This is a genomic window from Streptomyces aurantiacus, assembly GCF_027107535.1.
In the GTDB taxonomy this organism is placed as follows: Bacteria; Actinomycetota; Actinomycetes; order Streptomycetales; family Streptomycetaceae; genus Streptomyces.
Map to the genome: position 1 here is coordinate 714,106 of NZ_CP114283.1, position 26,079 is coordinate 740,184.

Consider the following 26,079-nt stretch of genomic DNA (forward strand, 5'->3'; position numbering starts at 1 on the left):
CCGGCCCGTCACGGCGGGTTTCTCCGAGGGCAAGGCGAATCGAGGGAGTCGATGGCGGAACTGTCCACCGCGGACGGGGACACGGCAGGGGCGGGCGGCACGGCGGCGGACGCGAAAGCGGCCGCGGCCTCGGGCGCCGCCGCGGCCACGGACGGCACGGCGGCCACGGACGACTCCGTGGCCGCGGGTGACACCGTGATCGCCACCCGCGCGCTGACCAAGCGCTTCCGCGGCGGACAGCTCGCCGTCGACGGCCTCGACCTGGCCGTCCCGGCAGGCAGCGTCTTCGGCTTCCTCGGGCCGAACGGCTCGGGGAAGACGACCACCATCCGCATGCTGATGGGCCTGATCGAGCCCACTTCAGGGACGGCGCGCGTCCTGGGCAGGCCCATGCCGCGCGCCGCGCGCGCCGTGCTGCCGCACGTGGGCGCGCTCATCGAGGGACCTGCTCTCTACGGCTTCCTCTCCGGCCGGGACAACCTCCTGCGGTACGACGCCGCCGACCCGGTCGCCGACCCGCGCACCCGGCGTACCCGCGTGTCGACCGCGCTCGACCGTGTCGGGCTCACGGCCGCCGCGGGCAAGAAGGCCAAGGCCTACTCGCTGGGAATGAAGCAGCGGCTCGGGCTGGCGGCCGCCCTGCTGCAACCCCGGCGGCTGCTCGTGCTGGACGAGCCGACCAACGGTCTCGACCCGCAGGGAATGCGCGAAATCCGCGCACTGGTCCGCGAACTGGCCTCGGACGGCACGACCGTGTTCCTCTCCTCGCACCTGCTCGACGAGATCGAGCAGGTCTGCACGCACGCCGCGGTGATGGCACAGGGCCGGCTGATCACCCAGGGCCCGGTCGCCGAGCTCGCGGCGGGTGCGCGCGGCCGGCTCGTCGTGACCACACCCGACCCCGGCGACGCGGCCCGGGTGCTGAAGGAGCAGGGCGTGAGCGATGTCGTCGTCACCGAGGACCGGGTGACCGCCGATCCGCCGGACCACGACCTCGCCGAGGTGAACGCGGCACTGGTGACGGCGGGTGTCCGCGTCCGCGGCTTCGGGGTCGAGCGGGCCTCGCTGGAGGACGCGTTCGTGGCACTCACGGGGGAGGGATTCGATGTCGCGGGCTGAGGCCGCCGAGCCGTCGGCAGCCGACACGGCCCCGGCGACGGCCGTCGCCGGACGGGCGCCGAGTCCCCTGTGGACCCTCGGCCTGCTGCGCAACGAACTGAGCACCACACTCCGGCGCTGGCGGACGATCGCGCTGCTCGCGGTGCTCGCCGCCGTGCCGGTGCTGGTCGGCATCGCGATCAAGGTCGAGACGAGCGACGGGTCGTCCGCCGGAGGAGGCGGCGGCGAAGGGCCGGCGTTCATCGCGCAGATCACCAACAACGGACTGTTCCTGGTGTTCACCGCGCTGGCCGCCACACTGCCGTTCTTCCTGCCGATGGCGGTCGGCGTCGTCGCGGGTGACGCGATAGCAGGCGAGGCCGGCGGCGGGACGCTGCGCTATCTGCTGGTCGCCCCGGCGGGACGCACGCGCCTGCTGATCACCAAGTACGCGACCACACTGGTCTTCTGTGTCATCGCGACGCTCGTCGTGGCGACCTCGGCGCTCATCGTGGGCGCACTCCTGTTCCCGCTCGGCGAGCTGACGACGATCTCCGGTACCCGCATCAGTTTCGGTGAGGGGCTGGGCCGGGCGCTGCTGATCGCGCTGACCGTCGCCGCGTCACTGACAGGTGTCGCGGCGCTGGGCCTGTTCGTCTCGACCATGACGAACAGCGGGATCGCCGCGATGGCGACGACCGTCGGCCTGCTCATCACCGTGCAGATCCTCGACCAGATACCCCAGCTCCACGCGATACAGCCGTACTTCTTCTCGCACTACTGGCTGTCGTTCGCCGACCTCATGCGCGATCCCGTCTACTGGGACGACCTGATCCGCAACCTGGAGGTCCAGGTTCTCTACGCGGCGGCGTTCGGCGCGGCGGCCTGGGCGCGGTTCACGGCCAAGGACATCACCGCGTAGGGCGCGGGCCCGCTCTCGGCTCAGCTTTCGTAGGGGAAGCGGGCGAGCGGGGGCTCCTGGGCGAAGAACGTCTTGGCACGGGTCAGCGCGGCGGAGTCGGTGAGTATGTCGCCGGGCTTGCTGCCGTTGCCGAGGAGGACCCCGCCGAAGCGCATCCCCATGTACGCGGCCGAGTGGTTGAGCGTGCCGACAAGAGGATCGGCGACCTCTTCCTCCTCGTGCGCGAGAGCGGTGACGCCCCACAGAGTGCGCCCGCCCATCGTCTTCTTGAAGTCGAGACCGGGGGTGCGCAGCCACCCCGACCAGTGGTCGAGGTAGCGCTTGGTGTGCGCGGACAGGGAGTACCAGTACAGCGGCGAGGCGATGACGATGTCCGTCGCCGCGAGTGTCGCGTCGAGGAGCAGCGCCGTGTTGTCGCCGGACGGCCGGACGTGGTCACTGTCGTGGCGCAGGTCCTCGAAGTCGGGCAGCGGATGCTCGGTCAGAGCGAGCCACCGCTGTGTGACATCGGTGGGCAGTTGCTCGGCGGCTCTGCGGGCCAGCAGTTCCGTGTTGCCGCTGTCGCGGCTGCTGCCCAGCAGGAAGAGGAAGTGGCGGTTCATGAGAGCTCCGTCATAGGGGGCGTGCAACGACTACACGCGTATGCAGTATATGCACACGCATGCAGTCGTCGGCCACCCCGGAGCAGGAGCGGGGGAGGGGCGGGTCGGTCTACTCCGACAGCTCCCACACCGCGTACGCGAGCGCGTCACTGTTCCGGTTCAGCGCGGTGTCGTTGATGTTCGCCGTCGTGTCGCACGACGAGTGGTAGCAGCGGTCGAACGACTGGCCGGCCGTGCCGCCCCACTTGGCGGCCTGCGCCGCGGACTTGGTGTTGCTGGCGCCGGTGAAGAGGCCGCCGACGGGGATGCCCGCACTCTTGAAGGGGGCGTGGTCCGAGCGGCCGTCGCCCTCGGTCTCGATCTCGGTCGCGACGCCGAGACCGGCGTAGAAGTCCTTGAAGGTCTTCTCGATGGCCGGGTCGTCGTCGTAGACGAAGTAGCCGGGGTTCGGCGACCCGATCATGTCGAAGTTCAGGTAGCCGCTGATCTTCGCGCGGTTCGTGGTGGAGAGGTTGTTGACGTAGTAGCGCGAGCCGACCAGGCCGAGCTCCTCCGCTCCCCACCAGGCGAACCGCAGGTGCTTGGTGGGCTGGTACTGAGCCCGGGACACCGCGAGCGCGGCCTCCAGGACGGCTGCCGAACCCGACCCGTTGTCGTTGATGCCGGCCCCCGAGGAGACGCTGTCGAGGTGGGAGCCCGCCATGACGACCTGGTTGGCGTTGCCGCCGGGCCAGTCGGCGATCAGGTTGTATCCGACGCGGCCGGAGGCGGTGAACTGCTGGATGGTGGTGGTGAAGCCGGCCGCGTCCAGCTTGCCCTTCACGTAGTCGAGGGACGCCTTGTAGCCGGCGCGGCCGTGGGCGCGGTTGCCGCCGTTGGCGGTGGCTATGGACTGCAGTTGGGTGAGGTGGGCCTTGACGTTGGCCACGGGTATGTCCGGTGCGGCGGCCGCGCGCGTGGGCGCGGCGTCGGCTATCGCGCTCGTGGTGAGCAGCGCGGCAACCGCCAGGGCCGTGACACCCGTGGCACGTCCGGGAACAGAGAGCTTCATGTGGGGGGCTCCGAATTCCTTGGATTCCTTGGATTCCTTGCGGAAATGGGTGCCTGATGGTGAAGCCGGGGTTGACGTTCCGTCAAGAGCGCAATCCGGTCAGAGGTGTTCGTATAGCGGATGCCCCATGTTCACCTGCGACTGTGGCTCTCGGAGTCCAGGCTCCAGGCCCCAAGTCCCGAGCCCCAAGTCCCAGGCCCCAAGCCCCAAGTCCCGAGCGCCGAGCCTCAGGCGTCGAGCCATGAGTTTCCCGGGATGCCGGGCCCCGTGATCCAAGGCCGGCGCGGCTCAGTGGAGGCAGAACTCGTTGCCCTCCGGGTCCCCCATCACCACCCACCGGCCGGAGGGCTCGTTCACCTCCCGCAGGACCGTGGCTCCGAGCCCGGTCAGTCGCGCGACCTCCGCCTCCAGCTGCCCGCCCCCGCTGTGCAGGTCGATGTGCAGCCGGTTCTTCACCGTCTTCGGCTCCGGGACGCGCTGGAAGAGCAGCCGCCGCCCGAGCCCCGTCCCGCTCTCCTTCTCGTACGGATCCTGCGGGTGCCGTACGCCGGTCGCGTCCCGCCAGGCGTGGCGGCCGTGGGACTCGACGACGATCTCGGGAGGTACGGCACCCAGGCCCAGCAGGCGCTCGATCAGCGGACTGTGGTCCTCGACCAGATAGCCGAGGGCGGCGGCCCAGAAGTCGGCCTGGGCGTGCGGGTCGGCGGTGTCGACGACGACTTTCCAGTGCAGGGGCGCGACCGGGGGCGTCGGCGCGGGCTGAGGTGCGGAGGCCTGAGTCATGGTAACCACTTATAGTGGTTACGTGAGTGAGCCTGCAATGAAGTCGCCCGGACTGACTCTCGTGTCGCACGAGGGGAAGCCGTACCGCTTCGACGCCGGGTCGCTGTGCACGGAGCTGCTGACGACGGGCGGGCCGGGGGAGTTCGCGCGCTACGAGGCGTTGCACGAGCCCGCGGACCTGCTGGACTGGGTGGAGCGCAGCCGTCTGCCCGACGGCCTCGAAATGACGGTCACGCAAGGGGAGTTGGCGGAAACGCGCGCCCTGCGCGACGCGCTGTTCCAGCTCGTCGCCGACCGTGCCCACGGGCGGCCCGCGAGAGGCCGGGAGCTGGATGTCGTCAACGCCGTCGCCGCCGGGCCGCCGCTCGCCGCCCGCATCGAGGCGGACGGTTCGCGCGGGTGGGCGCCGGGTGCCACCGTCGCGCGGCTGCTGGCCACGGTCGCCCGTGACGCGGTCGAGCTCCTCACCGGGCCGTACGCGGAGCGCATCCGCGAGTGCGGGTCCCACAACTGCCGTCTGCTGTTCGTCGACACCTCACGGCCCGGGCGTCGGCGCTGGTGCGCGATGGAGCACTGCGGCACCCTCCACAAGGTGCGGGCGCACCGGGCGCGCCGGGCCGAAGGCGACGGCTGACGGTTCCCGCCCCCGCCGCGCCGCCCCCGCCGAGCAGCCCCGCCCGCCCCGGCCTCAGGACCCCGTCGCACCCCGCTCGTCATAGGCCGCCCGAGCCGCCGCGATCTCCCCCTGATGGGTCTCCGTCCAGGTCACCAGTGACTGGATGGTCGCGTGCAGGGTGCCCCCGAGCGGGGTGAGCTCGTACTCCACCCGCGGCGGCACCACGGGGTGCACCGTCCGCTTCACGAGCCCGTCCCGCTCCAGCTGCCGCAGCGTGACCGTCAGCATCCGCTGGCTGACCCCGTCGATCTCCCGCCGCAGTTCGGTGAACCGAAGCCGCCGGGACTCGAGCAGGGCGATCACCAGCAGGGACCACTTGTCCGCCACCCGGTCGAGGATCTGCCGCACCTGACAGTCCTCGCGGGTGTCCCACTGGAAGGGGTCCGCGTCGCCGTGGTCCACGGTGCTCGCGCAGTTACTCGGTGACTTCAAAGTGCCTTCTTCCATACCTGCCGATGCTGCCGCAGGCTGGCACCGGTTACAAGAGGGAACTGACCCTCGACCGGGTAACCACCCCCCTTTCTCCTTCTCCTTGCGGGGAGTTGGATGAGCACCCGAGGAGTCACCATGGACACCCGAGGAGCCCCGATGGGCAGCCGCGCCTGGGCCCTGCTGCTCGTCCTCTGCGGAACGATCTTCCTGGAGGGCATCGACGTCGCGATGCTGGCCGTCGCGATCCCCTCCATCAGATCCGACCTCGACCTGCCCACGGACACCGCGGCCTGGGTGATGAGCGCGTACGTGCTCGGCTACGCCGGCTTCACCCTGCTCGGCGGCCGCGCGGCCGACCTGCTGGGCCGCCGCCGTATGTTCCTCACCTGGCTGACGGTCTTCCTCGCCTTCTCGGGCCTGGGCGGGTTCGCCACGGAGGGCTGGACGCTGATCGTCGCCCGCTTCGTCACGGGTGTCGCGGCCGCCTTCATGACCCCCGCCGCACTGTCGCTCATCACGACGTCGTACGAGGAGGGCCCACAGCGCAACAAGGCCCTGCTGGTCTTCGCGGGCACGGCGGCCGCCGGCTTCTCCCTCGGTCTGGTCATCGGCGGACTGCTCACCCAGCTGGGCTGGCGGTGGGTCTTCTTCGCCCCGGTGCTGCTCGCGGGCGCGCTGCTGGTGGCGGCGGTCCGCCTGATCCCCGCCGCGCCGCGCGTCCAGGAACCCCGGACGGAGGAGAGCCCCGGGCGCCCCCGCCGTCGTACCGAGGGCTTCGACATCCTCGGTGCGACCACCGCCGCGGCAGCCATGCTGCTCGCCGCCTTCGCCGTCGTACGCCTCGAACACGGGCTGGAGGGCTGGAGGCTGACGGCCGGCGCGGCGGCTGTGGCAGCGGTTCTGCTCGCCGTCTTCGTCGTCGTCGAACGCCGTACTCCCACTCCTCTCGTCCGCCTCGGCATCTTCCGCACAGGGTCCGTCGTACGCGCCGACCTGGGCGCACTCCTCTTCGTCGGAGCCTTCTTCGGATTCCAGTTCGTCCTCACCCTCTACCTCCAGGAGCTGCGCGGCTGGTCCTCGCTCCAGACGGCGATCGCCCTGGTGGTGCTGGGCTGTGACGCGATCCTCGCGCCCACGCTCACGCCCCGGCTGGTCACCCGTTACGGCTACGGCAAGGTGATCCTCGGCGGGTTCGTCCTGGCGATCGTCGCGTACGGGCTGTTCCTGCCCGTCGGCATGGACTGGTCGTACGCCGCGATGTTCCCGACCCTGATCATCGCGGGCACCGCCTTCGCCCTGGCCTACGGGCCGCTCACGATCGCGGCGACCGACGGTGTGGCGGAGTCCGAACAGGGTCTGGCGAGCGGGCTGTTGCACACCTTCACTCAGTTCGGCTCGGCGATCGGCATCTCGGCGGTGACGGCGGTGTACGGCCTGGCCTCCTCGGGGGCGTCCGCGGGATCGGACCCGGACGCCACCCTGTCCGCCTTCCGCGCCGCCCTGGTCGTCCCGGTGGTGATGGTGACGCTGGGCGCGCTGCTGTCGTCCTTCGGCCTCGGACGGCGAGTGAAGCCGCCGACCGAGATGGCGGCCGTCACGGTCGCCGCCGGAGCCCCCGCCACCGCGGCGGCCACGACGGTGGCCGCGGTCACGGCGACCACCGCCACCGGCCCGGACGGCAGTCCCGCCCCGCTTCCGTCAACTCCGCGCAGCAGCCCGTGAGTCGACGACTCGCGCCACCGGATTGGCCATACTGTCCGCATGACCGCAGACGCCTCCGTCCCGTCAGCCACCGCGCAGCGCACCCGCGTCGTCGTCGTGGGCGCGGGCCCCGCCGGGCTCACGCTGGCCAACATCCTGCGGGCCGCCTCCGTGGACTGCGTGGTGCTGGAGAACGAGAGCCGGGACTTCATCGAGCAGCGGCCGCGCGCGGGCTTCCTGGAGGAGTGGGCGGTCCGCGCGCTGGACGGCCGGGGCCTCGCGGACAGGCTGCTGGAGAACGCCGGGGTGCACACCGAGTGCGAGTTCCGGCTCGCGGGGGAGCGCCACAGGTTCCCGTACGCCGAGGTGTCGGGCCGGCGTCACTACGTCTACCCGCAGCCGCTGCTGGTGACGGACCTGGTGCGGGAGTACGCGGACGTCCGGGGCGGCGACATCCGCTTCGGCGTCCGCGACGTCGAGCCGGCCGGGATCGACACGGACCGGCCCTCGGTGGCGTACACGGATCCGGTGACGGGTGAACGCGTCAGGCTGGACTGCGAGTTCGTCGCGGGCTGCGACGGCGCACGCGGGGTGACCCGTGACCGTATGCCGCCGGAGCACGTCACGGTCGCCCGGCACGACTTCGGTGTCGGCTGGCTGGCCCTGCTCGCCGAGGCGCCGCCGTCCTGCGACTGTGTCGTCTTCGGTATCCATCCGCGCGGGTTCGCCGGGCACATGGCCCGCAGCCCGCAGGTCACCCGCTACTACCTCGAATGCCCGCCGGGCGACGACCCGGAGAACTGGTCCCACGAGCGCGTGTGGGCCGAACTCCACGAACGGCTCGCGGCGGACGGCGCCCGGCCGCTCACCGAGGGCAGGCTGATCGAGAAGCGGGTCCTGGCCATGCACAACTACGTGGTGGAGCCGATGGCGTACGGACGGCTGTATCTGGTGGGGGACGCGGCCCACCTGCTCGCGCCGATAGGCGCCAAGGGCATGAACCTCGCGATCCACGACTCCCTGGTGCTGGCCGACGCGCTCGTCGCCCACTACGGCAAGGGCGACGGGAGCGGGCTGCGCGACTACTCGGAGAAGTGCCTGCGGCGGGTGTGGCAGTACCAGGAGTTCTCGCAGTGGCTCTCCGACGTGTACCACGGCACCTCGTCCGGCGATCCGTTCCGTGCGGGCATCGCGAAGGCGCGGCTGCGGCGGACCCTCGGCTCGCCCGCCGCCGCGGCCGGCTTCGCCGAACTGTTCCTCGGCAAGGACACCGACTACTGACGGAGACCGCCGACCACCGTCTGCCTGTTCGCCTACGCGTTCGTGCCCGGGCTCGAGCCGGGGCCCGGGCTCGGGACGGCGGTCCGGCCGGGGGCCCGGTCCGCCTCGTCGGCCGCCTCGACCGCCGCCTCCGCCGCCACCGAGGCGGCGGCGACCGCCGCCTTCCGCAGGACCGTCCTCGACCGCCGGGCCGTCCGCAGCGCGTCCCACGTCAGCAGCGACAACGCGGCCCAGACCAGCGCGAACCCCGCCCACCGCTCGGCGGGCATCGCCTCGTGGAAGTACAGGATGCCGAGCAGGAACTGCAGCACGGGCGCCAGGTACTGCAACAGCCCCAGCGTGGACAGCGGCACCCGGATCGCCGCCGCGCCGAAGCACACGAGCGGCAGGGCCGTCACCACGCCGGTGGCGGCCAGCAGTGCCGCATGCCCGGCGCCTTCGCCGCCGAAGGTCGCCCCGCCCCGGGACGACAGCCACAGCAGATAGCCGAGCGCGGGCAGGAACTGGATCGCGGTCTCCGCGGCCAGCGACTCCAGCCCGCCGAGGTTGAGCTTCTTCTTCACCAGCCCGTACGTGGCGAAGGAGAAGGCGAGGCACAGGGAGATCCACGGCGGCCGGCCGTATCCGACGGTCAGGACGAGGACCGCGGCGAAGCCGATGCCGACCGCCGTCCACTGTGCGGGCCGCAGCCGCTCCTTCAGGAGCAGGACGCCCATCGCTATGGTGACGAGCGGGTTGATGAAGTAGCCGAGGGACGCCTCCACCACGTGGCCGGTGTTCACGGCCCAGATGTAGACGCCCCAGTTGACGGTGATGGTGGCCGCCGCGACGGTGATGAAACCCAGTTTGCGCGGCTGCCGCAGCAATGGCCCGGCCCAGGACCAGCGACGCATCACCGCGAGGGCGATCAGTACGACGCCGAGCGACCAGACCATGCGGTGGGCGAGGATCTCCCCGGCTCCCGACGGTTCGAGGAGCGGCCAGAAGAGGGGGACGAGCCCCCACATGCCGTACGCCGCGAAGCCGTTCAGCAGACCGATCCGCTGTTCACTCCTGGAATCCAGCCCTGTGTGCTGCTCGCCCTTGGACTCCACCGGCACGGCCCTTTCTCTCGAACGCTGCGGACTCGCGGCATCCGGGCCACGCACAGCCTCCACGAAGGTAGCGCCAAGAACCCCCGCACGTCATGCCCGTATCGCCATACGGTCATGACAGGCGGGGGTGCCGGTTCCGGCCCGGGGGAGGGGCCCGGAACCGGGGCTCGGCCGGTGCTCAGCCCTTGAGCGCCGCCGCGACCGACTCCGCGATCGGCGTGGTCGGACGGCCGGTCAGCCGGGACAGGTCGCCGCTGGTGACGACCAGCTCGCCCTTCTCGATGGACGCGTCCACGCCGGCCAGGATCGCGGCGAGCGGCCCGGGCAGTCCGGCGCCGGTCAGGATGCCCGTGTAGGCCTCCACGGGCACGGAGTTGTAGACGATCTCCTTGCCGGACGCCTTCGCCACCTCGGCGGCGTACTCGGCGAAGCCCCAGGCGGTGTCGCCGCCCAGCTCGTACGTCTTGTTCTCGTGGCCCTCGCCGGTCAGCACGGCCACGGCGGCGGCCGCGTAGTCCGCGCGGGAGGCGGAGGAGACCCTGCCCTCGCCGGCGGCCTGGACGACGGCGCCGTACTCCAGCACGGGGGCCAGGTTCTCGGTGTAGTTCTCGTTGTACCAGCCGTTGCGCAGCAGGGCGTAGGTCACGCCGGACGCCAGGATCGCCTCCTCGGTGCCCCGGTGGTCGTCGGCCAGTGCGGCGCTCAGGCTGCCGGGAGCGCTGGTGTACGCGAGGAGTGCGACCCCGGCGGCCTTGGCGGCGTCGAGGACGATCTTGTGCTGGCCGACGCGGCCCTTGTCGAACTCGTTGCCGGAGATGAGCAGCACCCTGTCGCCGGCGGAGAAGACGCTGTCGAAGGTCTCGGGGGCGTTGTAGTCGGCGACAGCGATCTTCACTCCGCGGGCGGCGAGGTCCGCGGCCTTCTCCTCGTTGCGGACGACGGCCGTGATCCGCTCCGCCGGAACCTTCTCCAGCAGGCCTTCGACGACGAGGCGGCCGAGGTGGCCGGTGGCTCCGGTGACGACAATGCTCATGTCTGAAACAACTCCTTGTGGGGTGGGTCTGACACTCACCATAGGGGCTGCACTAACTCTTCGAAAGTACCCACTTTGAAGTAAGGTACTTGCATGGCCGTAAGCGCATCAGTCAGCAAGCCGAGCAAGTGGAACCACGAGGGCGAGGCGATGTGCCCGCACCGTCTGGTCCTGGAGCACGTCACCAGCCGCTGGGGCGTCCTCGTCCTGATCCGCCTGATGGAGCGCCCTCACCGCTTCAGTGAGCTGCGCCGGGCCATCGGCCGGGTCAGCGAGAAGATGCTCACCCAGACCCTGCAGACCCTGGAGCGCGACGGCTTCGTCCACCGGGACGCCAAGCCGGTCATCCCGCCGCGCGTGGACTACTCGCTCACGGACCTGGGCCGTGAGGCCGCCGAACAGGTCGAGGCCCTGGCGAGCTGGACCGAGACGCGCATAGTCGAGGTGCTGAAGGCGCGGGAGGCGTACGACGGGAACCGCACCTGAGCCGCGCGGGACAAGCAGCGCACGCGGGATGCGCATGACCCGGGTCGTGCAGGACGCACAGGAGGCGCCGAGACGCGAGCCGGGGCCCGGACCTGTCGGTCCGGGCCCGGGTGCGTCGCGTGGGTGGTGCCGGAAGCGGAACCGCTAGCCGACGACCGTCCAGGTGTCCCCGCCCGCGAGCAGCGCGGACAGGTCGCCCTTGCCGTTCTGCTCGATGGCCGCATCGAGCTGGTCGGACATCTGGGTGTCGTAGACCGGGCGGTCGACGGACCTGAGGACGCCGATCGGCGTGTGGTGCAGTGTGTCCGGGTCGGCGAGGCGGGACAGGGCGAACGCCGTGGTGGGTGACGTGGAATGCGCGTCGTGGACCAGAATCCCTGACGCGTTCTCCGGAGTGACGGTGACGACCTTCAGGTCCCCGGTCAGCGCGTCGCGCACGACGCCCTTCGCGCCGAGGCTGTCTTCGAGCGGTGCCCCGAAGCGGATCTGCTTGCCGTGTTCCAGGCGGATCACCGCCTCCTCGGCCTGCTGCCGGTCCTTGAGGACCTCGAAGGCGCCGTCGTTGAAGATGTTGCAGTTCTGGTAGATCTCGACCAGCGCCGTGCCCGGGTGGGCGGCGGCCTGCCGCAGCACCTCGGTGAGGTGCTTGCGGTCGGAGTCCACGGTCCGCGCCACGAAGGACGCCTCCGCGCCGATCGCCAGGGACACCGGGTTGAAGGGCGCGTCCAGCGAACCCATCGGCGTCGACTTCGTGATCTTCCCGACCTCGGAGGTGGGGGAGTACTGGCCCTTGGTGAGCCCGTAGATCCGGTTGTTGAACAGCAGGATCTTCAGGTTCACGTTCCGGCGCAGCGCGTGGATCAGGTGGTTGCCGCCGATGGACAGCGCGTCCCCGTCGCCCGTGACGACCCAGACGGACAGGTCGCGGCGGGACGAGGCAAGTCCGGTGGCGATGGCGGGCGCACGGCCGTGGATCGAGTGCATCCCGTACGTGTTCATGTAGTACGGGAAGCGGGAGGAGCAGCCGATACCCGAGACGAAGACGACGTTCTCCTTCGCCAGTCCCAGTTCGGGCATGAAGCCCTGGACGGCGGCGAGGATCGCGTAGTCACCGCAGCCGGGGCACCAGCGCACTTCCTGGTCGGACTTGAAGTCCTTCATGGACTGCTTGGCCTCGGCCTTGGGCACCAGAGTGAGCGCCTCGATCGTGCCCGGGCCTTCCGTCTCAGCCATCGATGGCCTCCTTGAGAGCCGTGGCGAGCTGCTCAGCCTTGAACGGCATTCCGTTGACCTGGTTGTACGAGTGGGCGTCCACCAGGTACTTCGCCCGGACCAGCGTGGCCAGCTGACCCAGGTTCATCTCGGGGATGACGACCTTCTCGTAACGCTGCAGCACCGTGCCGAGATTCCGCGGGAAGGGGTTGAGGTGCCGCAGATGGGCCTGCGCGATGCTCTCGCCGGCCGCGCGCAGGCGCCGCACCGCCGCGGTGATCGGCCCGTATGTGGAACCCCAGCCCAGGACCAGGGTGTCGGCGGAGTGCGGGTCGTCGACCTCCACGTCCGGTACGTCGATGCCGTCGATCTTCGCCTGCCGCGTACGGACCATGAAGTCGTGGTTGGCCGGGTCGTACGAGATGTTGCCCGAGCCGTCCTGCTTCTCGATGCCGCCGATGCGGTGCTCCAGGCCGGGCGTGCCCGGGATCGCCCACGGGCGGGCCAGGGTCTGCGGGTCGCGCTTGTACGGCCAGAAGACCTCGGTGCCGTCGTCCAGCGTGTGGTTGGGGCCCTGCGCGAACTGCACGCGCAGGTCCGGCAGTTCGTCGATCTCGGGGATCCGCCAGGGCTCGCTGCCGTTGGCCAGGTAGCCGTCGGACAGCAGCAGCACCGGGGTGCGGTAGGTGAGCGCGATCCTGGCCGCCTCGACGGCGGCGTCGAAACAGTCGGCGGGGGTGCGCGGAGCCACGATCGGCACCGGGGCCTCGCCGTTGCGCCCGTACATCGCCTGGAGCAGGTCGGCCTGCTCGGTCTTGGTCGGCAGGCCGGTCGAGGGGCCGCCGCGCTGGATGTCGATGACCAGCAGCGGCAGTTCGAGGGAGACGGCGAGCCCGATCGTCTCGCTCTTGAGCGCCACGCCGGGACCCGACGTCGTGGTCACGGCCAGCGAGCCCCCGAAGGCCGCGCCCAGGGCCGCGCCGATGCCCGCGATCTCGTCCTCGGCCTGGAAGGTCCGCACGCCGAAGTTCTTGTGCCTGCTCAGCTCGTGCAGGATGTCGGAGGCCGGCGTGATCGGGTACGAGCCCAGGTACAGCGGCAGATCCGCCTGGCGGGAGGCCGCGATCAGGCCGTACGACAGGGCGAGGTTCCCGGAGATGTTCCGGTACGTGCCCGTCGGGAACGCGTGGGCCGCCGGCGCCACCTCGTAACTGACGGCGAAGTCCTCGGTGGTCTCGCCGAAGTTCCAGCCGGCCCGGAACGCGGCGATGTTGGCCGCCGCGATGTGCGGCTTCTTGGCGAACTTGGTGGTCAGGAACTTCTCGGTGCCCTCGGTCGGCCGGTGGTACATCCAGCTCAGCAGGCCCAGCGCGAACATGTTCTTGCTGCGCTCCGCCTCCTTGCGGGACAGGTCGAAATCCTTGAGCGCCTCGACGGTCAGCGTGGTGAGGGGGACGGGATGGACGCTGTACCCGTCCAGGGTCCCGTCCTCCAGCGGACTCGTGGCCCAGCCGACCTTGGCCATCGCCCGTTTGGTGAACTCGTCCGTGTTGACGATGATCTCCGCGCCGCGCGGCACGTCGGCCACGTTCGCCCGCAGGGCGGCCGGGTTCATGGCCACGAGGACGTTGGGCGCGTCGCCCGGAGTGAGGATGTCGTGGTCCGCGAAATGCAGCTGGAAAGACGAAACGCCCGGCAGGGTTCCTGCGGGCGCACGGATCTCGGCGGGGAAGTTCGGCAGAGTCGAAAGGTCGTTCCCGAACGATGCCGTCTCGGAGGTGAAGCGGTCTCCGGTCAGTTGCATGCCGTCGCCGGAGTCCCCCGCGAACCGGATGATCACCCGATCGAGCCGTCGTACGTCTTTCTCGCTCGCCGGTTTGCGCTGTTCTCCTACGACGGCTCCGTCGGCCTGCTCAGCTGGACTGCTGACCTGACTGGTCACTGAAGTGAACCTCCTTCGAGGCGGCTGGCCGGGCGTGGCCCTCCCGCAGGCCTTCCCGGGGCCAACCCTACGTCGGAGTGGGGTGCCCTCCCCGGGACACTCGCACGATGGACCTCGTTTTGGGACTGCCGTGCACCCTGATCCGTCACGATCGATCCGCCCCCCGGCGTTACCTGTGAAGACGCTGCGTGCTCATCCTTTGGTTCTCGCGCTCGAGCCACGGTGTATTTCTGACAGAGTGTCAGTTTCTCGGGAGTTCAGGTAGGTCAGGACTTCAGGTAGGTGAGGACCGCCAGCACACGCCGGTGGTCCCCGTCGCTCTGGGACAGGCCCAGTTTCATGAAGATGTTGCTCACGTGCTTCTCGACCGCGCCGTCGCTGACCACGAGCTGCCGGGCGACCGCGGAGTTCGTCCGCCCCTCGGCCATCAGCCCGAGGACCTCCCTCTCGCGGGGGGTCAGCCCCGCGAGGACGTCCTGCTTGCGGCTGCGGCCGAGCAACTGCGCGACGACCTCGGGGTCGAGGGCGGTGCCGCCGCGGGCCACCCGGACGACCGCGTCCACGAACTCCCTCACCTCGGCCACCCGGTCCTTGAGGAGATAGCCGACGCCGGTGGTGGAACCGGCCAGCAGTTCGGTGGCGTACTGCTCCTCCACGTACTGCGACAGCACCAGGACACCGAGCCCCGGGTGCTGCTTGCGCAGCTGCACGGCCGCCTTGACGCCCTCGTCCGTGTGGGTCGGCGGCATCCGGACGTCCGCGACCACGACGTCCGGCAGCGCGTCCTGCGCCGCGAACTCCGTGATCGTCTTGATCAGCGCGTCCCCGTCACCGACCCCGGCGACGACGTCGTGCCCGCGGTCGGTCAGCAACCGGGTCAGGCCCTCTCTCAGCAGCACCGAATCCTCGGCGATGACCACGCGCACCCTGTCCTCCACGATCTTTCGGCCCCCCAGCCCGTCCCGGGCCGCGCACCGGGTTCGGTCCCCGCCCGCGCCCCGCACATACGTCAGACCCCAGCATCCCAGCATCGGGGCTTGCGCGCGGCGTGTTTCCGGGTGGCCACCCGAGGCGCGCGGGGGAGCCGCGTGCCCGGCCACGACGCCGGGAGGCGGGTACGGGCCCGGGGGTGAGGCCCGATCCCCGGTTCCGGGACAGGGTCGTTCGGAAAGGGCCGGGGCCGGCAACCGGGGAACGCCGTCGTCCCGCGGGGCCGGCGAACCGGCCCCGCGGGACGGGAAGACCTCAGGCCCGCCAGGGCAGCTCGGCCGTCACCCGCGTCGGCCCCGCCACCGGCGAGTCCACCACGAGGATGCCGTCCACCGCGTCGAGACGCTCGGCTAGCCCGGCGAGCCCCGAACCCTCGGAGGAGTCCGCGCCGCCCACCCCGTTGTCGACGACCTGGATCATCAGCCGGTTCTCGATCCGCCAGACGTCGACCGTCGCCCGGGTGGCCCGCGAGTGCTTGCTGATGTTCTGCAGCAGCTCGGACACGGTGAAGTACGCGATGCCCTCGATGGCCGGTGCGGGCCGGGCCGGCAGGTCGACCTCGACCTGCACGGGAACGGTGCAGCGCGAGGCGACCGACGACAGCGCCGCGTCCAGCCCCCGGTCCGTCAGCACGGCCGGATGGATACCGCGTGCGAGGTCCCGCAGCTCCTGCAGGGCCGTCTTCACCTCACCGTGCGCCTCGCCCACCATCCGCGCCGCCTCCTGCGGATTCTCGGTGAGCTTCTCCTTCGCCAGCCCCAGGTCCATCGCCAGCGCCACCAGCCGCGCCTGCGCCCCGTCGTGCAGGTCCCGCTCGATACGCCGCAGGTCCGCCGCCGCCGTGTCGACCACGACACCCCGGTCCGACTCCAGCTCCACCACACGCGTGGCCAGCCGCGAAGGTCCCAGCAGCCCGCTCACGAGGAACCGGTCCACCAGCGTCAGCGCCCTCACGATCCACGGCGTCGCCAGCGTGAGCAGCAGCCCCACCATCGCGGTCACGGTGATCTCGAAGGCGTTGTCCAGGTAGACCCGGTGCGTCTCGTCCCCGTACAGCTGCAGTCCGTCCTGCCCGCCGTACATCGGGAACACCCAGAACCACAGGGGATACGTCAGCAGCGTCCAGCCGGTCACCCACAGGGTGATGGACACGGAGAAGGCGAACACGGCCCACGGGAAGTGCACGACCGAGTAGAGGGCGTGCCGCCAGGAGGCGCCGCTCTTCAGCGTCGCGCCCACCCAGCTCATCGGGCCCTGCTTGCGCATCCGCAGCGGTTCGGGCGCCGCGACGTCGAGCCCCAGCAGCCCGCGGGCGCGGGCCCGCTCCAGCGCGCCCAGCCCGCGGCAGCCCGCGAGCGCCGCGGCGAGCACCGGAATGCCGAGGAACGTGACCAGCAGGCCCACGCCGAGCGAGATCATCGTCACGGTGAACGTGAAGGCGATGACGGCGATCGGCAGGTTCAGCATCAGGTAGGCGAACTCACGCAGGCTGCGCGCCTCGATCGGCGCCCGCAGCGCGGTGGGGAGCCGGTGCCACCGCTCCCCGGCGCCCTCCCCTCGGAATCCGGGGCCGTCGTCCCACCCGTATCCCTGTCCGTACTCCGTGGCCATGGCCGCCGTCCGTTTCTGTTCGTCCGCTGGTGTATCTCCACAGTGCTCGGTGCGGCGCTCCCGGGACATGGAGCGCGTCGGCGTCTTGGCTCGGGGGTTTTCCCTACCCCGCAGCATCCCCCGCATCACCCCGCCGGGCCCCCGTCACGGACCGCCCCGTCGGACCGCCGACGGGTGCGGCACACACGACGACGCCCCCGGGCGCGCCCCTGCGAGGGCGGTCGAGGGCGTCGGTCGAGGGCGTGGGCGGAGGGCGTGGGCCGAGGGCGTGGGCCGCGGGTGCGGGGCGCTCGGGACGGCCGGGCGCGCTACTTCCCCTCGGCGCCCTCCGTCCGGTTGCGCCACGGCAGCTCCGCCGTGATCGTCGTCGGCCCGCCGACCGGCGAATCGATGATGAACAGGCCGTCCACCGCGCCGAGTCGGTCCGCGAGCCCCGCCATCCCCGTACCGCCGTCGAGTGAGGCGCCGCCCCGGCCGTCGTCATGGACCTGTATGAGCAGGCGGTCGTCCGAGCGCCACACGTCGACCGAGGCGGACCGCGCCCCGCTGTGCTTGCTGACGTTCTGGAGGAGCTCGGAGACCGTGAAGTACGCGATGCCCTCGATGGCCGCGGCCGGACGCGCCGGCAGGTCGGCCGTCACCTTCACCGGCACGGTGCAACGGGCTCCGACCGAGGACAGCGCGGCGTCCAGACCGCGGTCGGTGAGGACCGCGGGATGGATACCGCGGGCCAGATCCCGCAGTTCCTGCAAGGCCAGCTTCACCTCGCCGTGCGCCTCGTCGACCATGGCGGCGACGGTCTCGTCGGCCTGGCCCTCCAGCAGCTTCTCCTTCGCCAGACCGAGCCCCATCGCGAGGTTCACCAGCCGGGCCTGCGCCCCGTCGTGCAGATCCCGCTCGATGCGCCGCAGGTCGGCCGCGGCCGTGTCGACGACCACCCCCCGGTCCGACTCCAGCTCGGCGATCCGCCGCTCCAGTTCGTTGGAGGGCGACAGCAGCGCGCGCACCATCGCCCGGTCCGCGTTGGCCAGGCCGCGCGCGATGAACGGCAGCACCGGCCACAGCACGAACAACGAGGCCAGCGTGACGGTGAAGGTGACGATGCTCCACGGCAGCCGCATGAACTCGTACAGCACCGTCCGCCAGCCGACCGGATCCTTCAACGCCATCCACAGCCAGGTGAAGAACCCGCCCCGCCCGCGCAACGGCAGAGGGCTCGGCTCGTCCACCCGTACCCCGAGCAGCGCCCTGGCCCGGCCCCGCTCCAGCTTCCCCAACTGGCGCGCGCCCAGCAGCCCGGCCGCCAGCAACGGCAGTCCGACCACGGTCACCGTCAGCCCGGCCCCCGCGAACAGCACGGTGACGACGTACGTGAATCCGACGAGCGACATCGGCAGGTTCACCAGGAGATGCGCGATCTCCTTCCAGGTGTGCCGGTCGTAGGCGAAGCGCGCGGGTGGCGGTCGGTCGGCGCCGTCGTCCGGAGCGCCGGCGGCGAGGATGCGTTCGGTCATAGCGCCACCTTGCCGGGCCGCGGCCCGCGGCGCCATGAGGAGGGCCGCCTCCGTCTCCGGGGGAAAACCCCACCCCGGCGGCCCCCGGGGACGGCCCCGGACCACAGCCCCGGATCGCCCCGGGGACCGGTCACGGCCCGGCCCGACCGCGGCCCGGGAACTCCGTCGCACGATGCCTACCCGTGACGGGCTGCTTACGGTCTCTTTAGCAGGCCCTAGACTCCGGTGCGTACAGATCGTCGAACGCGGCGCACCGCACGGCGCGCACGAAGGCGCATGCGTAGTCCTACGGGCTCCCACGGGGGCCCGTACCAGGTCATACGAGGTCAGGGAGCGAGGGGCGGACGTGCCGGAACCGACCATGGTCGCGGCGGCCGGGACCACTGGAACCGACGCCGGGACCGGGACCGCCGGAACCTTCCTCGCGGCGGACTACTTCCAGTCCTATTCGGTCGTCGGACTGCTCGCGGCGGTCGGCGTGCTGTTCGTCGCCGTCGCCTTCGGAGCGGGCCGCCTGCTGCGGCCCGTCGTCCCGACACCCGAGAAGCTCATGACGTACGAGTGCGGAGTCGACCCCGTCGGTGAGGGCTGGGCCCACACCCAGGTCCGCTACTACGTCTACGCCTTCCTCTACGTGATCTTCGCCGTCGACTCGATCTTCCTCTTCCCGTGGGCGACGGTCTTCGCCGCGCCGGGCTACGGCGCGGCGACACTCGTGGAGATGTTCATCTTCCTCGGCTTCCTGGCCGTCGGCCTGCTGTACGCCTACAAGAAGGGCGTCCTGGAATGGACGTGACCCCCGAAGCGGCTTCTCCGGAACCCGTGTACCTGCCGGAGCCGAAGAGGCTGGGCGCGCTCGCCCGCCTCGCCCCCGAGCCGATGAAGGTGGTCCTGAACTGGGGCCGCCGCTACTCGCTCTGGGTCTTCAACTTCGGCCTCGCCTGCTGCGCGATCGAGTTCATCGCCGCGTCGATGGCCCGGCACGACTTCATCCGCCTCGGCGTCATCCCCTTCGCTCCGGGCCCGCGCCAGGCCGACCTGATGGTCGTCTCCGGCACGGTCACGGACAAGATGGCCCCCGCCGTGAAACGCCTGTACGAGCAGATGCCCGAGCCGAAGTACGTCATCTCCTTCGGTGCCTGCTCGAACTGCGGCGGCCCGTACTGGGACTCGTACTCCGTGACGAAGGGCGTCGACCAGATCATCCCGGTCGACGTGTACGTGCCGGGCTGCCCGCCCCGCCCGGAGGCGTTGCTCCAGGGCATCCTCAAGCTCCAGGAGAAGATCGCCCGGGAGTCGCTGGGGGAGCGGTACGGGCCCGCCGCCGCGGACCGCCCCTCCGCGGCCGCGCTGCAGAGCGGGCTCGTGCGACCGCCGGCGACGCCTCCGGCCACGGAGGACGCCCGATGACGACGACCGGATGGCTCCCCGCTCCCGTGGAGGAACTCTTCGGCCCGGACGCCACCGCCGAGGAGTCGTACGAGGTGCTGACGGTCGACGTGCCGCCGGCCTCCTGGCTCGCCTCCCTGGAGAGCGCGCGTGACGCACTGGGCTGCACCTACTTCGACTGGCTGAGCGCCGTCGACGAACCCGGCACGGGCTTCCGGGTCTCGGCCCACGTGGTCGCGCTGGCCCCCGTGCGCCGCCTGCTCGTCCGTACGACGGTGCCGCACTCCGCACCCGTCCTCCCCTCCGCCGTCGAGGTCTACGCGGGCGCCGCCTGGCACGAACGCGAGACCCACGAGATGTTCGGCGTCGCCTTCGAGGGCCACCCCGGCCTGGACCCGCTCCTCCTTCCCGACGGCTTCGAGGGCCACCCCCTCCGCAAGGACTTCGTCCTGGCCGCCCGCGTGGCGAAGGCCTGGCCGGGCGCGAAGGAACCCGGCGAGTCGGAGCACGGCGGCCCGAAACGCCGCCAGATGCTCCCTCCCGGCGTCCCCGACCCGAACGAGTGGGGCCCCCTGAAGGGCCAACTCCCCCCGGCCCCGGCCCGACCGGCCCGAGGCGCCCCCCGCGCACCCGGCGACCGCCCGGTACGCCGCGCACGCACAGCAGGAGAAGGCTCAGCCAGCCAAACGGCGACGGGCACGGCTGGAACGCCTGCTGCGGGGACGACTGCTGCTGAGGCAACGGCCGTTGGGACGCCTGCTGCCGGGGCCCCGGGTTCTGGGGCGCCGGCTTCGGCGTCGGCCGGTTCAGGGGCGCCGGCTGCCGCGGCGCCTGCGTCCACGACGCCCGCGGCTGCGGCGCCGGAGTCCCAGTCGCCCGGCTCGACGGCGAAGGGTTCCGCGACGCCCGCTTCCGAGGCAGCGGATCCCGCCACCTCGGGAGCAGCTTCCGCCGGCGCGCGAGCGGTGCCTGCCGGTGCCACGCCTGACGCTCCGGCGGCGTCGAAGACACCTGCCGAGCCGAAGGCGTCTGCTGAGCCGTCGGCGCCTGCCGAGCCAAAGGCATCCGCCGGGCCGACGGCGCCTGCCGAGCCGGAGACGCTGGGCGGGCCGGAGATTCCGGCCGGGCCGGAAACTGCCGTCGAGCCGAACGCCCCGGCCGAGCCCACCACTCCGGCTGAGCCGAAGGCCTTCGCCGAGCCGGGGACCGCGGTCGATCCGAAGGCGTCCGGCGAGCCGAACGCGACGCGCGATACGGGGGCATCCGACGATTCGCAGGCGCCCGCCGAGCTCAAGACGCCCTCCGAGCCGGCGGCGCCCGCCGAGCCCAAGGCGCCCACGGCCTCGCGCAGTTCGGATGCCCCTTGGCACCATGCCCGCCCTGCCTTCGACGAGCCCGAGCAACCGGCCGACACGGGGGCCGCCGCGCCAAGGCCCCAGCCCGTCGAAGCACCGGCATCCGATGAGCCTCCGTCACCGGAGGAGCCCTCGGCTCCCGGGGAAGCCGACGACCCGCACGACCCGCACGACCCGCACGACCCCCGTCACCCCCGTGACCCCGAAGGTCCCGACAACCCCACGGGAGGCACGCAGTGAACGACGCTCTCGACGTCGCCCTGCGACTCCTCGTCGTCTTCGTCGTGTTCCTGACGTTCCCCCTGCTCGTGGGTCAGGCCGAGCACAAGGTGATGGCCCACATGCAGGGCCGCCTCGGCCCCATGTACGCGGGCGGCTTCCACGGGTGGGCCCAACTTGTCGCGGACGGCGTCAAGTTCGCGCAGAAGGAAGACATCGTCCCCGCGGGCGCGGACCGCCGCGTCTTCCAGCTCGCCCCCGCCGTCGCCCTCCTGCCGTACCTCCTCGTCCTCCTCGCCATCCCGATCGGCCCGGGCGAGGGCGCGGTCGGCGAGGTCGTCGACGCGGGCATCTTCTTCGTCCTCGCCGTGATGGGCGTGAGCGTCCTCGGCTCGCTCATGGCGGGCTGGGCCTCGGCCAACAAGTTCTCCCTCCTGGGCGGCCTCCGCACCGCCGCCCAGCTCCTCGCGTACGAACTCCCCATGCTGCTGACCGCCGCCTCGGTCGCCATGGCGGCGGGCACGGTCTCCCTCCCCGGCATCGTCGACGCGTTCGAGTGGTGGTGGCTGCCCTGGCAGATCGTCGGCGCGATCGTCTTCTTCGTGGCGGGCCTCGCCGAGCTCCAGCGCCCTCCCTTCGACATGCCGGTGGCCGACTCGGAGATCATCTTCGGCGCGTACACCGAGTACACCGGTCTGCGCTTCGCGCTGTTCCTCCTCGCCGAGTACGCCGGAATCGTCGTCCTGTGCGGTCTGACCACCGTGCTGTTCCTGGGCGGCTGGCACGGCCCGTGGGGTGCCGACGGCCTCGGGTGGGTCTGGACCCTGCTGAAGGCGGCCGTCCTCGCCTTCGTCGTCATCTGGCTGCGCGTGACCTACCCCCGCCTGCGCGAGGACCAGCTCCAGAAACTCGCCTGGACCGTCCTCGTCCCCCTCTCCCTCGCCCAGATCGCCCTCACCGGCATCGTCAAGGTGGTGATCGCGTAACCATGTCCCCCATCCCCGGCTCAGGCCTGGCCAAGGGCCTGGCCGTCACCCTCCGCACGATGACGAAGAAGACCGTCACCGCGCAGTACCCGGACACCCAGCCCGAACTGCCGCCCCGCACCCGTGGCGTCATCGGCCTCTTCGAGGAGAACTGCACGGTCTGCATGCTGTGCGCCCGCGAGTGCCCGGACTGGTGCATCTACATCGACTCCCACAAGGAGACGGTCCCGCCCGCCGCGCCCGGCGGCCGCGAGCGCAGCCGCAACGTCCTCGACCGTTTCGCCATCGACTTCTCCCTCTGCATGTACTGCGGTATCTGCATCGAGGTCTGCCCCTTCGACGCCCTCTTCTGGTCCCCCGAGTTCGAGTACGCCGAGACCGACATCCACGAGCTCACCCACGAACGCGACAAGCTCCGCGACTGGATGTGGACCGTCCCGGCCCCGCCGGCCCTCGACCCCGGCGCCGAGGAACCCAAGGAGATCGCCGCCGCCCGCAAGACCGCCGAGAAGCTGGCCACGGCGCAGGCCCAGGCACAGGCGCAGGCCCAGGCTCCGACCGAGCCCGACGACCCGCAGGGAGGCACATCGTGACCCCCGCCGCGGCCACCGTCACGGCGGCGCAGGCCGCGACCACGGCCGCCGAGACCCACGGCTTCCTCTCACCGACGGGCGTCGAGATCGCCTTCCTCCTCGTCGGCCTGGTCACCTTCGGCGCCGCGATCGTCACGGTCACCACCAAGCAGCTGGTGCACGCCGCCCTGTGGCTGGTGGTCGCCCTCGGTGGCCTCGCCGTCGAATACCTCCTCCTCACGGCCGAGTTCATCGCCTGGGTGCAGGTCCTGATCTACGTCGGTTCCGTCGTCGTCCTCCTCCTCTTCGGACTGATGCTCACCAGGGCCCCCATCGGCCGCTCTCCGGACGCCGACTCCGGCAACCGCTGGGCCGCGCTCACCGTGGCGGTCGCCGCGGCCACCGCCCTCGTCTGGGTCGTCGTCGACGCCTTCCGGACGACCTGGATCGACCTGGACGGCGCCGCCGCCGGCTCCACCGCGGTCACCGGCGCGAGCCTCTTCCAGAGCTGGGTGCTCCCCTTCGAGGCCCTCTCGGTCCTGCTGCTCGCCGCCCTCGTCGGCGCGATCGTCCTCTCCCGCAGGGCGAAGGCGAAGGGGACGGTCACCGCGAACACCCCGAGCCCCCGGAGCGACAGCCCCCGCGGCAACGGCTCCCGCGGCAACGCCTCCCGTGACGAGGGCCGCCGGGGCGGGGCCGCGCCGGGCGACGCCCCCCGGAGCGACAAGGAAGGCGCCCGCTGATGCACCTCGCCTACCCGGCCGTACTCTCCGCCCTCCTCTTCTCCACGGGCCTGTACGGCGTCCTCGCCCGCCGCAACGCGATCCTGGTCCTGATGTCCGTCGAGCTGATGCTCAACGCCGTCAACCTCAACCTCGTCGCCTTCGACGTCTGGCTCAGCAAGACCGCCCAGGACACCCTGCACTCCGGCCAGGCCCTGACCCTGTTCACCATCGCCGTCGCCGCCGCCGAGATCGGCATCGGCCTGGCGATCGTCCTCGCCGTCCACCGCAACCGCGGCACCGCGGACATCGACAAACTCCGCGACACCGCCGAGTCCGACGATGACGACGGCACTGACGACGGCTCCGAGCCCGCCCGCAGCGAGCCGGCCGAGAAGGCTGAGGCCACCGCGTGACCACGACCACCCTCGCCGTCCTCGTCCCCCTCCTCCCGTTCCTGGGCGCCGCCGCCGGCCTGCTCCTCGGCCGCACGGCCCCCGGTTTCGTACGCCCCCTCGCCGTCCTGCCCTCCCTCGCCGCCCTCGGCCTCGCCGTGGCCGTCGCCGTACGCCAGGGCGGCGACCGGGCGGTGAACGCGGCGACCGAGCTCACCCCCACCGGCTCGGTCCCCATCGAGCTGGCCCTGCACATCGACGGGTTCGCCGCCCTCGTCGCCGTCGTCGTGGGCCTGGTCGCGACCTGCGTGCAGATCTACTCGACGGGCTACCTGCGCGACGACCCGCGCTACCCCTCGTACGCCGCTCTCGTCTCCCTCTTCACCTCTGCCATGCTGCTCGTCGTCTACTCCGGCGACCTGATGGTGCTGCTGGTCGGCTGGGAGGTCATGGGCATCTGCTCGTATTTCCTCGTCGGGCACTACTGGGAGACCCCGGAAGCACGAGCCGCCTCCCTCAAGGCCTTCCTCGTCACCAAGCTCGGCGACGTCCCCTTCCTGATCGGCCTGTTCGCACTCGCCGCCGATGCCGGGTCCTTCCGCATCACGAAGATCCTCGGGACCGTCGCGAGCGGCGGACTCGACCACCCGACCCTGATCGCCCTCCTGCTCCTCGCCGGCGTGGCGGGCAAGTCGGCGCAGTTCCCCCTCCACACCTGGCTCCCCGACGCCATGGCGGGCCCCACCCCCGTCTCCGCCCTGATCCACGCCGCGACGATGGTCGCCGCCGGTGTCTACTTCATCGCCCGGCTCCTCCCGGTCTTCGCCGCATCCGCGGCCGCACTGGTCGTCCTCGCCGTGATGGCCGCCGTGACGATGACCGGCTCCGCCCTCGCCGCCCTCGCCCAGGACGACATCAAACGCGTCCTCGCATACTCGACGATCGGCCAGCTCGGCTACATGACCGGCGCACTCGCTGTCGGCGATCGTGGTGCCGCCGTCTTCCACCTCCTCGCGCACGGCGCCTTCAAGGCGCTGCTGTTCCTCGCGGCGGGCGTGATCATCCACGCCGCCGGCACCAACTCCCTCGCCGCCATGTCCCGTATGAAGGACCTGCGGGCCCGCGTCCCCGACGCCTACTGGACGATGACCGTGGCGCTCCTCGCGCTCGCCGCGATCCCGCCCTTCAGCGGCTTCTTCTCCAAGGAGGGCGTCCTCGGCGCCGCCGAGCACGTCGTCACCGGTCACGGCGAGGGCGTTCCCGGCGCCGCGGGCTGGATCGTCCTCGTCGCCGGTCTGGTCGCGGCCCTGCTCACCGCCGCCTACGCGATGCGCCTGTGGCTGCTCACCTTCCGCGGCCACGGCACCCCGGCCCCCGACCACGGCAAGCAGCCCGTCGCCATGAACGCCGTCCTGTGGGTGCTCGCCCTCCCGTCACTCGCTGTCGGACTCGCCACCGGCCTGCTGCCCGACTGGTTCGACGGCCGGGACCTGACCCCGACCCTCGCCACCTCCGTCCTCGGTACCGGCGTCGCCCTGGTCGGCGGCATCGTCACGTACGGCGCGTGGCGGCACACCACCGCCATGGCGGCCCATGTCCCACTGGGCGCGGTCGCGGCCCACCCGGACGCCGGCGGCGGCCTGGTCGAGGCCGAGGCCATCGCGAGCCACGCACCCGCGTACGGGAACGTGGCCTCCGCGCCCGACCCGGCGGACCCCGGCCGCCTCCTGCTGGGCCCGCTGCACCGCCACGCGGCTGTCGGCTTCCACCTCGACGCGGTGTACGCGACGCTCTTCGTCCGCCCGGTCCAGGCCGCGGCCACCCTCGTCCGGTTCCTCGACCGTGAAGTCGTCGACACCTACGTACGGGGCGCGGGCGCCCTGCCCCGCTGGCTCGGTGCGGCCGTCCGACGCGCCCAGACCGGCAATCTGCAGACCTATGTGAGCGCGCTGCTCGCCGGCACCGTCGTCCTGGCGGTCGCCGCCCTCCTCGTCGCCACCGCGGGAGCGTGAG

General features: G+C 71.4%; 25 protein-coding genes. 14 read left to right on the top strand and 11 right to left on the bottom strand.

All coding sequences use genetic code 11. From position 1 onward, the window contains the following. Positions 1 to 51 precede the first annotated feature (51 nt). Both O1Q96_RS04885 and O1Q96_RS04890 read left to right on the top strand, forming a co-directional pair. Entirely contained in the window at positions 52 to 1,119 is a 1,068-nt protein-coding gene (locus O1Q96_RS04885; RefSeq protein ID WP_269247022.1) for an ABC transporter ATP-binding protein, read from the top strand. Next, positions 1,106 to 2,020 (top strand): ABC transporter permease, encoded by a 915-nt coding sequence (locus tag O1Q96_RS04890; protein ID WP_269247023.1) that lies wholly within the window; start codon positions 1,106 to 1,108, stop codon positions 2,018 to 2,020. The genes O1Q96_RS04885 and O1Q96_RS04890 overlap by 14 nt, the downstream gene beginning before the upstream one ends. A 20-nt stretch (positions 2,021 to 2,040) precedes the next feature. Here O1Q96_RS04890 and O1Q96_RS04895 read toward each other — a convergent pair whose 3' ends face one another. The 3 genes from O1Q96_RS04895 to O1Q96_RS04905 all read right to left on the bottom strand — a co-directional run bounded on the left by O1Q96_RS04895 (position 2,041) and on the right by O1Q96_RS04905 (position 4,456). After that, positions 2,041 to 2,622: a flavodoxin family protein gene (locus tag O1Q96_RS04895; RefSeq protein WP_269247024.1), complete on the bottom strand. Its 582-nt coding sequence runs from the start codon at positions 2,620 to 2,622 to the stop codon at positions 2,041 to 2,043. Positions 2,623 to 2,731: 109 nt separating this feature from the next. Continuing rightward, complete coding sequence (locus O1Q96_RS04900; protein WP_269247025.1) at positions 2,732 to 3,673, bottom strand: M28 family metallopeptidase; 942 nt, start codon at positions 3,671 to 3,673, stop codon at positions 2,732 to 2,734. A gap of 288 nt (positions 3,674 to 3,961) precedes the next feature. Further along, positions 3,962 to 4,456 carry a VOC family protein gene (locus tag O1Q96_RS04905; protein WP_269247026.1) on the bottom strand — a complete coding sequence of 165 codons (495 nt, stop codon included), beginning with the start codon at positions 4,454 to 4,456 and terminating at the stop codon, positions 3,962 to 3,964. A gap of 37 nt (positions 4,457 to 4,493) precedes the next feature. On the opposite strand from O1Q96_RS04905, the gene O1Q96_RS04910 reads away from it, so the two are divergent. After that, on the top strand, positions 4,494 to 5,090 hold the full coding sequence (locus tag O1Q96_RS04910) for a CGNR zinc finger domain-containing protein (protein ID WP_269253478.1): 597 nt from the start codon (positions 4,494 to 4,496) through the stop codon (positions 5,088 to 5,090). Positions 5,091 to 5,144: 54 nt separating this feature from the next. Here O1Q96_RS04910 and O1Q96_RS04915 read toward each other — a convergent pair whose 3' ends face one another. Next, a complete protein-coding gene (locus O1Q96_RS04915; protein ID WP_269247027.1) occupies positions 5,145 to 5,579 on the bottom strand; it encodes a winged helix-turn-helix transcriptional regulator in 435 nt (144 codons plus the stop codon). Positions 5,580 to 5,720: 141 nt separating this feature from the next. On the opposite strand from O1Q96_RS04915, the gene O1Q96_RS04920 reads away from it, so the two are divergent. Beyond that, positions 5,721 to 7,286 (top strand): MFS transporter, encoded by a 1,566-nt coding sequence (locus O1Q96_RS04920; protein WP_269253479.1) that lies wholly within the window; start codon positions 5,721 to 5,723, stop codon positions 7,284 to 7,286. Between the two features lie 39 nt (positions 7,287 to 7,325). After that, a complete protein-coding gene (locus tag O1Q96_RS04925; RefSeq protein WP_269247028.1) occupies positions 7,326 to 8,546 on the top strand; it encodes a 4-hydroxybenzoate 3-monooxygenase in 1,221 nt (406 codons plus the stop codon). 32 nt (positions 8,547 to 8,578) lie between these two features. Here O1Q96_RS04925 and rarD read toward each other — a convergent pair whose 3' ends face one another. After that, positions 8,579 to 9,646: an EamA family transporter RarD gene (gene rarD / locus O1Q96_RS04930; RefSeq protein WP_419586423.1), complete on the bottom strand. Its 1,068-nt coding sequence runs from the start codon at positions 9,644 to 9,646 to the stop codon at positions 8,579 to 8,581. A gap of 172 nt (positions 9,647 to 9,818) precedes the next feature. Then, on the bottom strand, positions 9,819 to 10,673 hold the full coding sequence (locus tag O1Q96_RS04935) for an SDR family oxidoreductase (protein WP_269247029.1): 855 nt from the start codon (positions 10,671 to 10,673) through the stop codon (positions 9,819 to 9,821). Positions 10,674 to 10,766: 93 nt separating this feature from the next. On the opposite strand from O1Q96_RS04935, the gene O1Q96_RS04940 reads away from it, so the two are divergent. Further along, positions 10,767 to 11,159, top strand: coding sequence for a winged helix-turn-helix transcriptional regulator (locus O1Q96_RS04940; protein ID WP_269247030.1), 393 nt, complete (start codon positions 10,767 to 10,769; stop codon positions 11,157 to 11,159). Positions 11,160 to 11,303: 144 nt separating this feature from the next. On the opposite strand, the gene O1Q96_RS04945 is transcribed toward O1Q96_RS04940, so the two are convergent. The 5 genes from O1Q96_RS04945 to O1Q96_RS04965 form a co-directional block, all read right to left on the bottom strand. Beyond that, positions 11,304 to 12,392, bottom strand: coding sequence for a 2-oxoacid:ferredoxin oxidoreductase subunit beta (locus tag O1Q96_RS04945; protein ID WP_269247031.1), 1,089 nt, complete (start codon positions 12,390 to 12,392; stop codon positions 11,304 to 11,306). Continuing rightward, on the bottom strand, positions 12,385 to 14,313 hold the full coding sequence (locus tag O1Q96_RS04950; protein WP_269247032.1) for a 2-oxoacid:acceptor oxidoreductase subunit alpha: 1,929 nt from the start codon (positions 14,311 to 14,313) through the stop codon (positions 12,385 to 12,387). Before O1Q96_RS04950 ends, O1Q96_RS04945 begins: the two co-directional genes overlap by 8 nt. 266 nt (positions 14,314 to 14,579) lie before the next feature. After that, positions 14,580 to 15,251: a response regulator transcription factor gene (locus tag O1Q96_RS04955; protein WP_055509708.1), complete on the bottom strand. Its 672-nt coding sequence runs from the start codon at positions 15,249 to 15,251 to the stop codon at positions 14,580 to 14,582. A 307-nt stretch (positions 15,252 to 15,558) separates the two neighbouring features. After that, positions 15,559 to 16,914, bottom strand: a complete 1,356-nt coding sequence (locus tag O1Q96_RS04960; protein ID WP_269247033.1) for a sensor histidine kinase — start codon at positions 16,912 to 16,914, stop codon at positions 15,559 to 15,561. A gap of 308 nt (positions 16,915 to 17,222) precedes the next feature. Continuing rightward, positions 17,223 to 18,428, bottom strand: coding sequence for a sensor histidine kinase (locus tag O1Q96_RS04965; protein ID WP_269247034.1), 1,206 nt, complete (start codon positions 18,426 to 18,428; stop codon positions 17,223 to 17,225). Between the two features lie 346 nt (positions 18,429 to 18,774). On the opposite strand from O1Q96_RS04965, the gene O1Q96_RS04970 reads away from it, so the two are divergent. From O1Q96_RS04970 to O1Q96_RS05005, 8 genes are read left to right on the top strand one after another with little or no spacing between them, the layout of a single operon-like run. Next, positions 18,775 to 19,224: an NADH-quinone oxidoreductase subunit A gene (locus tag O1Q96_RS04970; RefSeq protein ID WP_419586424.1), complete on the top strand. Its 450-nt coding sequence runs from the start codon at positions 18,775 to 18,777 to the stop codon at positions 19,222 to 19,224. Beyond that, positions 19,215 to 19,838 carry an NADH-quinone oxidoreductase subunit B gene (locus O1Q96_RS04975; RefSeq protein ID WP_269247035.1) on the top strand — a complete coding sequence of 208 codons (624 nt, stop codon included), beginning with the start codon at positions 19,215 to 19,217 and terminating at the stop codon, positions 19,836 to 19,838. Before O1Q96_RS04970 ends, O1Q96_RS04975 begins: the two co-directional genes overlap by 10 nt. Then, a complete protein-coding gene (locus O1Q96_RS04980; RefSeq protein WP_269247036.1) occupies positions 19,835 to 21,412 on the top strand; it encodes an NADH-quinone oxidoreductase subunit C in 1,578 nt (525 codons plus the stop codon). Before O1Q96_RS04975 ends, O1Q96_RS04980 begins: the two co-directional genes overlap by 4 nt. After that, a complete protein-coding gene (locus tag O1Q96_RS04985; protein WP_269247037.1) occupies positions 21,409 to 22,377 on the top strand; it encodes a complex I subunit 1/NuoH family protein in 969 nt (322 codons plus the stop codon). Before O1Q96_RS04980 ends, O1Q96_RS04985 begins: the two co-directional genes overlap by 4 nt. Positions 22,378 to 22,379: 2 nt before the next feature. Then, the gene (locus tag O1Q96_RS04990; protein ID WP_269247038.1) at positions 22,380 to 22,970 is read left to right on the top strand and encodes a NuoI/complex I 23 kDa subunit family protein; all 591 of its coding nucleotides are present in this window, start codon (positions 22,380 to 22,382) and stop codon (positions 22,968 to 22,970) included. Next, the gene (locus O1Q96_RS04995; RefSeq protein WP_269247039.1) at positions 22,967 to 23,692 is read left to right on the top strand and encodes an NADH-quinone oxidoreductase subunit J family protein; all 726 of its coding nucleotides are present in this window, start codon (positions 22,967 to 22,969) and stop codon (positions 23,690 to 23,692) included. The genes O1Q96_RS04990 and O1Q96_RS04995 overlap by 4 nt, the downstream gene beginning before the upstream one ends. After that, a complete protein-coding gene (gene nuoK / locus O1Q96_RS05000) occupies positions 23,692 to 24,087 on the top strand; it encodes an NADH-quinone oxidoreductase subunit NuoK (RefSeq protein WP_269247040.1) in 396 nt (131 codons plus the stop codon). The genes O1Q96_RS04995 and nuoK overlap by 1 nt, the downstream gene beginning before the upstream one ends. After that, positions 24,084 to 26,078: an NADH-quinone oxidoreductase subunit 5 family protein gene (locus O1Q96_RS05005; protein ID WP_269247041.1), complete on the top strand. Its 1,995-nt coding sequence runs from the start codon at positions 24,084 to 24,086 to the stop codon at positions 26,076 to 26,078. Before nuoK ends, O1Q96_RS05005 begins: the two co-directional genes overlap by 4 nt. The last annotated feature ends 1 nt before the right edge of the window (position 26,079 follow it).

Excerpts from the sequence above, each read along its gene's own strand:
- O1Q96_RS04885 (WP_269247022.1), top strand. The coding sequence starts at position 52 with ATGGCGGAACTGTCCACCGCGGACGGGGACACGGCAGGGGCGGGCGGC.
- O1Q96_RS04890 (WP_269247023.1), top strand. The coding sequence starts at position 1,106 with ATGTCGCGGGCTGAGGCCGCCGAGCCGTCGGCAGCCGACACGGCCCCG.
- O1Q96_RS04895 (WP_269247024.1), bottom strand. The coding sequence starts at position 2,622 with ATGAACCGCCACTTCCTCTTCCTGCTGGGCAGCAGCCGCGACAGCGGC.
- O1Q96_RS04900 (WP_269247025.1), bottom strand. The coding sequence starts at position 3,673 with ATGAAGCTCTCTGTTCCCGGACGTGCCACGGGTGTCACGGCCCTGGCG.
- O1Q96_RS04905 (WP_269247026.1), bottom strand. The coding sequence starts at position 4,456 with ATGACTCAGGCCTCCGCACCTCAGCCCGCGCCGACGCCCCCGGTCGCG.
- O1Q96_RS04910 (WP_269253478.1), top strand. The coding sequence starts at position 4,494 with ATGAAGTCGCCCGGACTGACTCTCGTGTCGCACGAGGGGAAGCCGTAC.
- O1Q96_RS04915 (WP_269247027.1), bottom strand. The coding sequence starts at position 5,579 with ATGGAAGAAGGCACTTTGAAGTCACCGAGTAACTGCGCGAGCACCGTG.
- O1Q96_RS04920 (WP_269253479.1), top strand. The coding sequence starts at position 5,721 with ATGGGCAGCCGCGCCTGGGCCCTGCTGCTCGTCCTCTGCGGAACGATC.
- O1Q96_RS04925 (WP_269247028.1), top strand. The coding sequence starts at position 7,326 with ATGACCGCAGACGCCTCCGTCCCGTCAGCCACCGCGCAGCGCACCCGC.
- O1Q96_RS04935 (WP_269247029.1), bottom strand. The coding sequence starts at position 10,673 with ATGAGCATTGTCGTCACCGGAGCCACCGGCCACCTCGGCCGCCTCGTC.
- O1Q96_RS04940 (WP_269247030.1), top strand. The coding sequence starts at position 10,767 with ATGGCCGTAAGCGCATCAGTCAGCAAGCCGAGCAAGTGGAACCACGAG.
- O1Q96_RS04945 (WP_269247031.1), bottom strand. The coding sequence starts at position 12,392 with ATGGCTGAGACGGAAGGCCCGGGCACGATCGAGGCGCTCACTCTGGTG.
- O1Q96_RS04960 (WP_269247033.1), bottom strand. The coding sequence starts at position 16,914 with ATGGCCACGGAGTACGGACAGGGATACGGGTGGGACGACGGCCCCGGA.
- O1Q96_RS04965 (WP_269247034.1), bottom strand. The coding sequence starts at position 18,428 with ATGACCGAACGCATCCTCGCCGCCGGCGCTCCGGACGACGGCGCCGAC.
- O1Q96_RS04975 (WP_269247035.1), top strand. The coding sequence starts at position 19,215 with ATGGACGTGACCCCCGAAGCGGCTTCTCCGGAACCCGTGTACCTGCCG.
- O1Q96_RS04980 (WP_269247036.1), top strand. The coding sequence starts at position 19,835 with ATGACGACGACCGGATGGCTCCCCGCTCCCGTGGAGGAACTCTTCGGC.
- O1Q96_RS04990 (WP_269247038.1), top strand. The coding sequence starts at position 22,380 with ATGTCCCCCATCCCCGGCTCAGGCCTGGCCAAGGGCCTGGCCGTCACC.
- nuoK (WP_269247040.1), top strand. The coding sequence starts at position 23,692 with ATGCACCTCGCCTACCCGGCCGTACTCTCCGCCCTCCTCTTCTCCACG.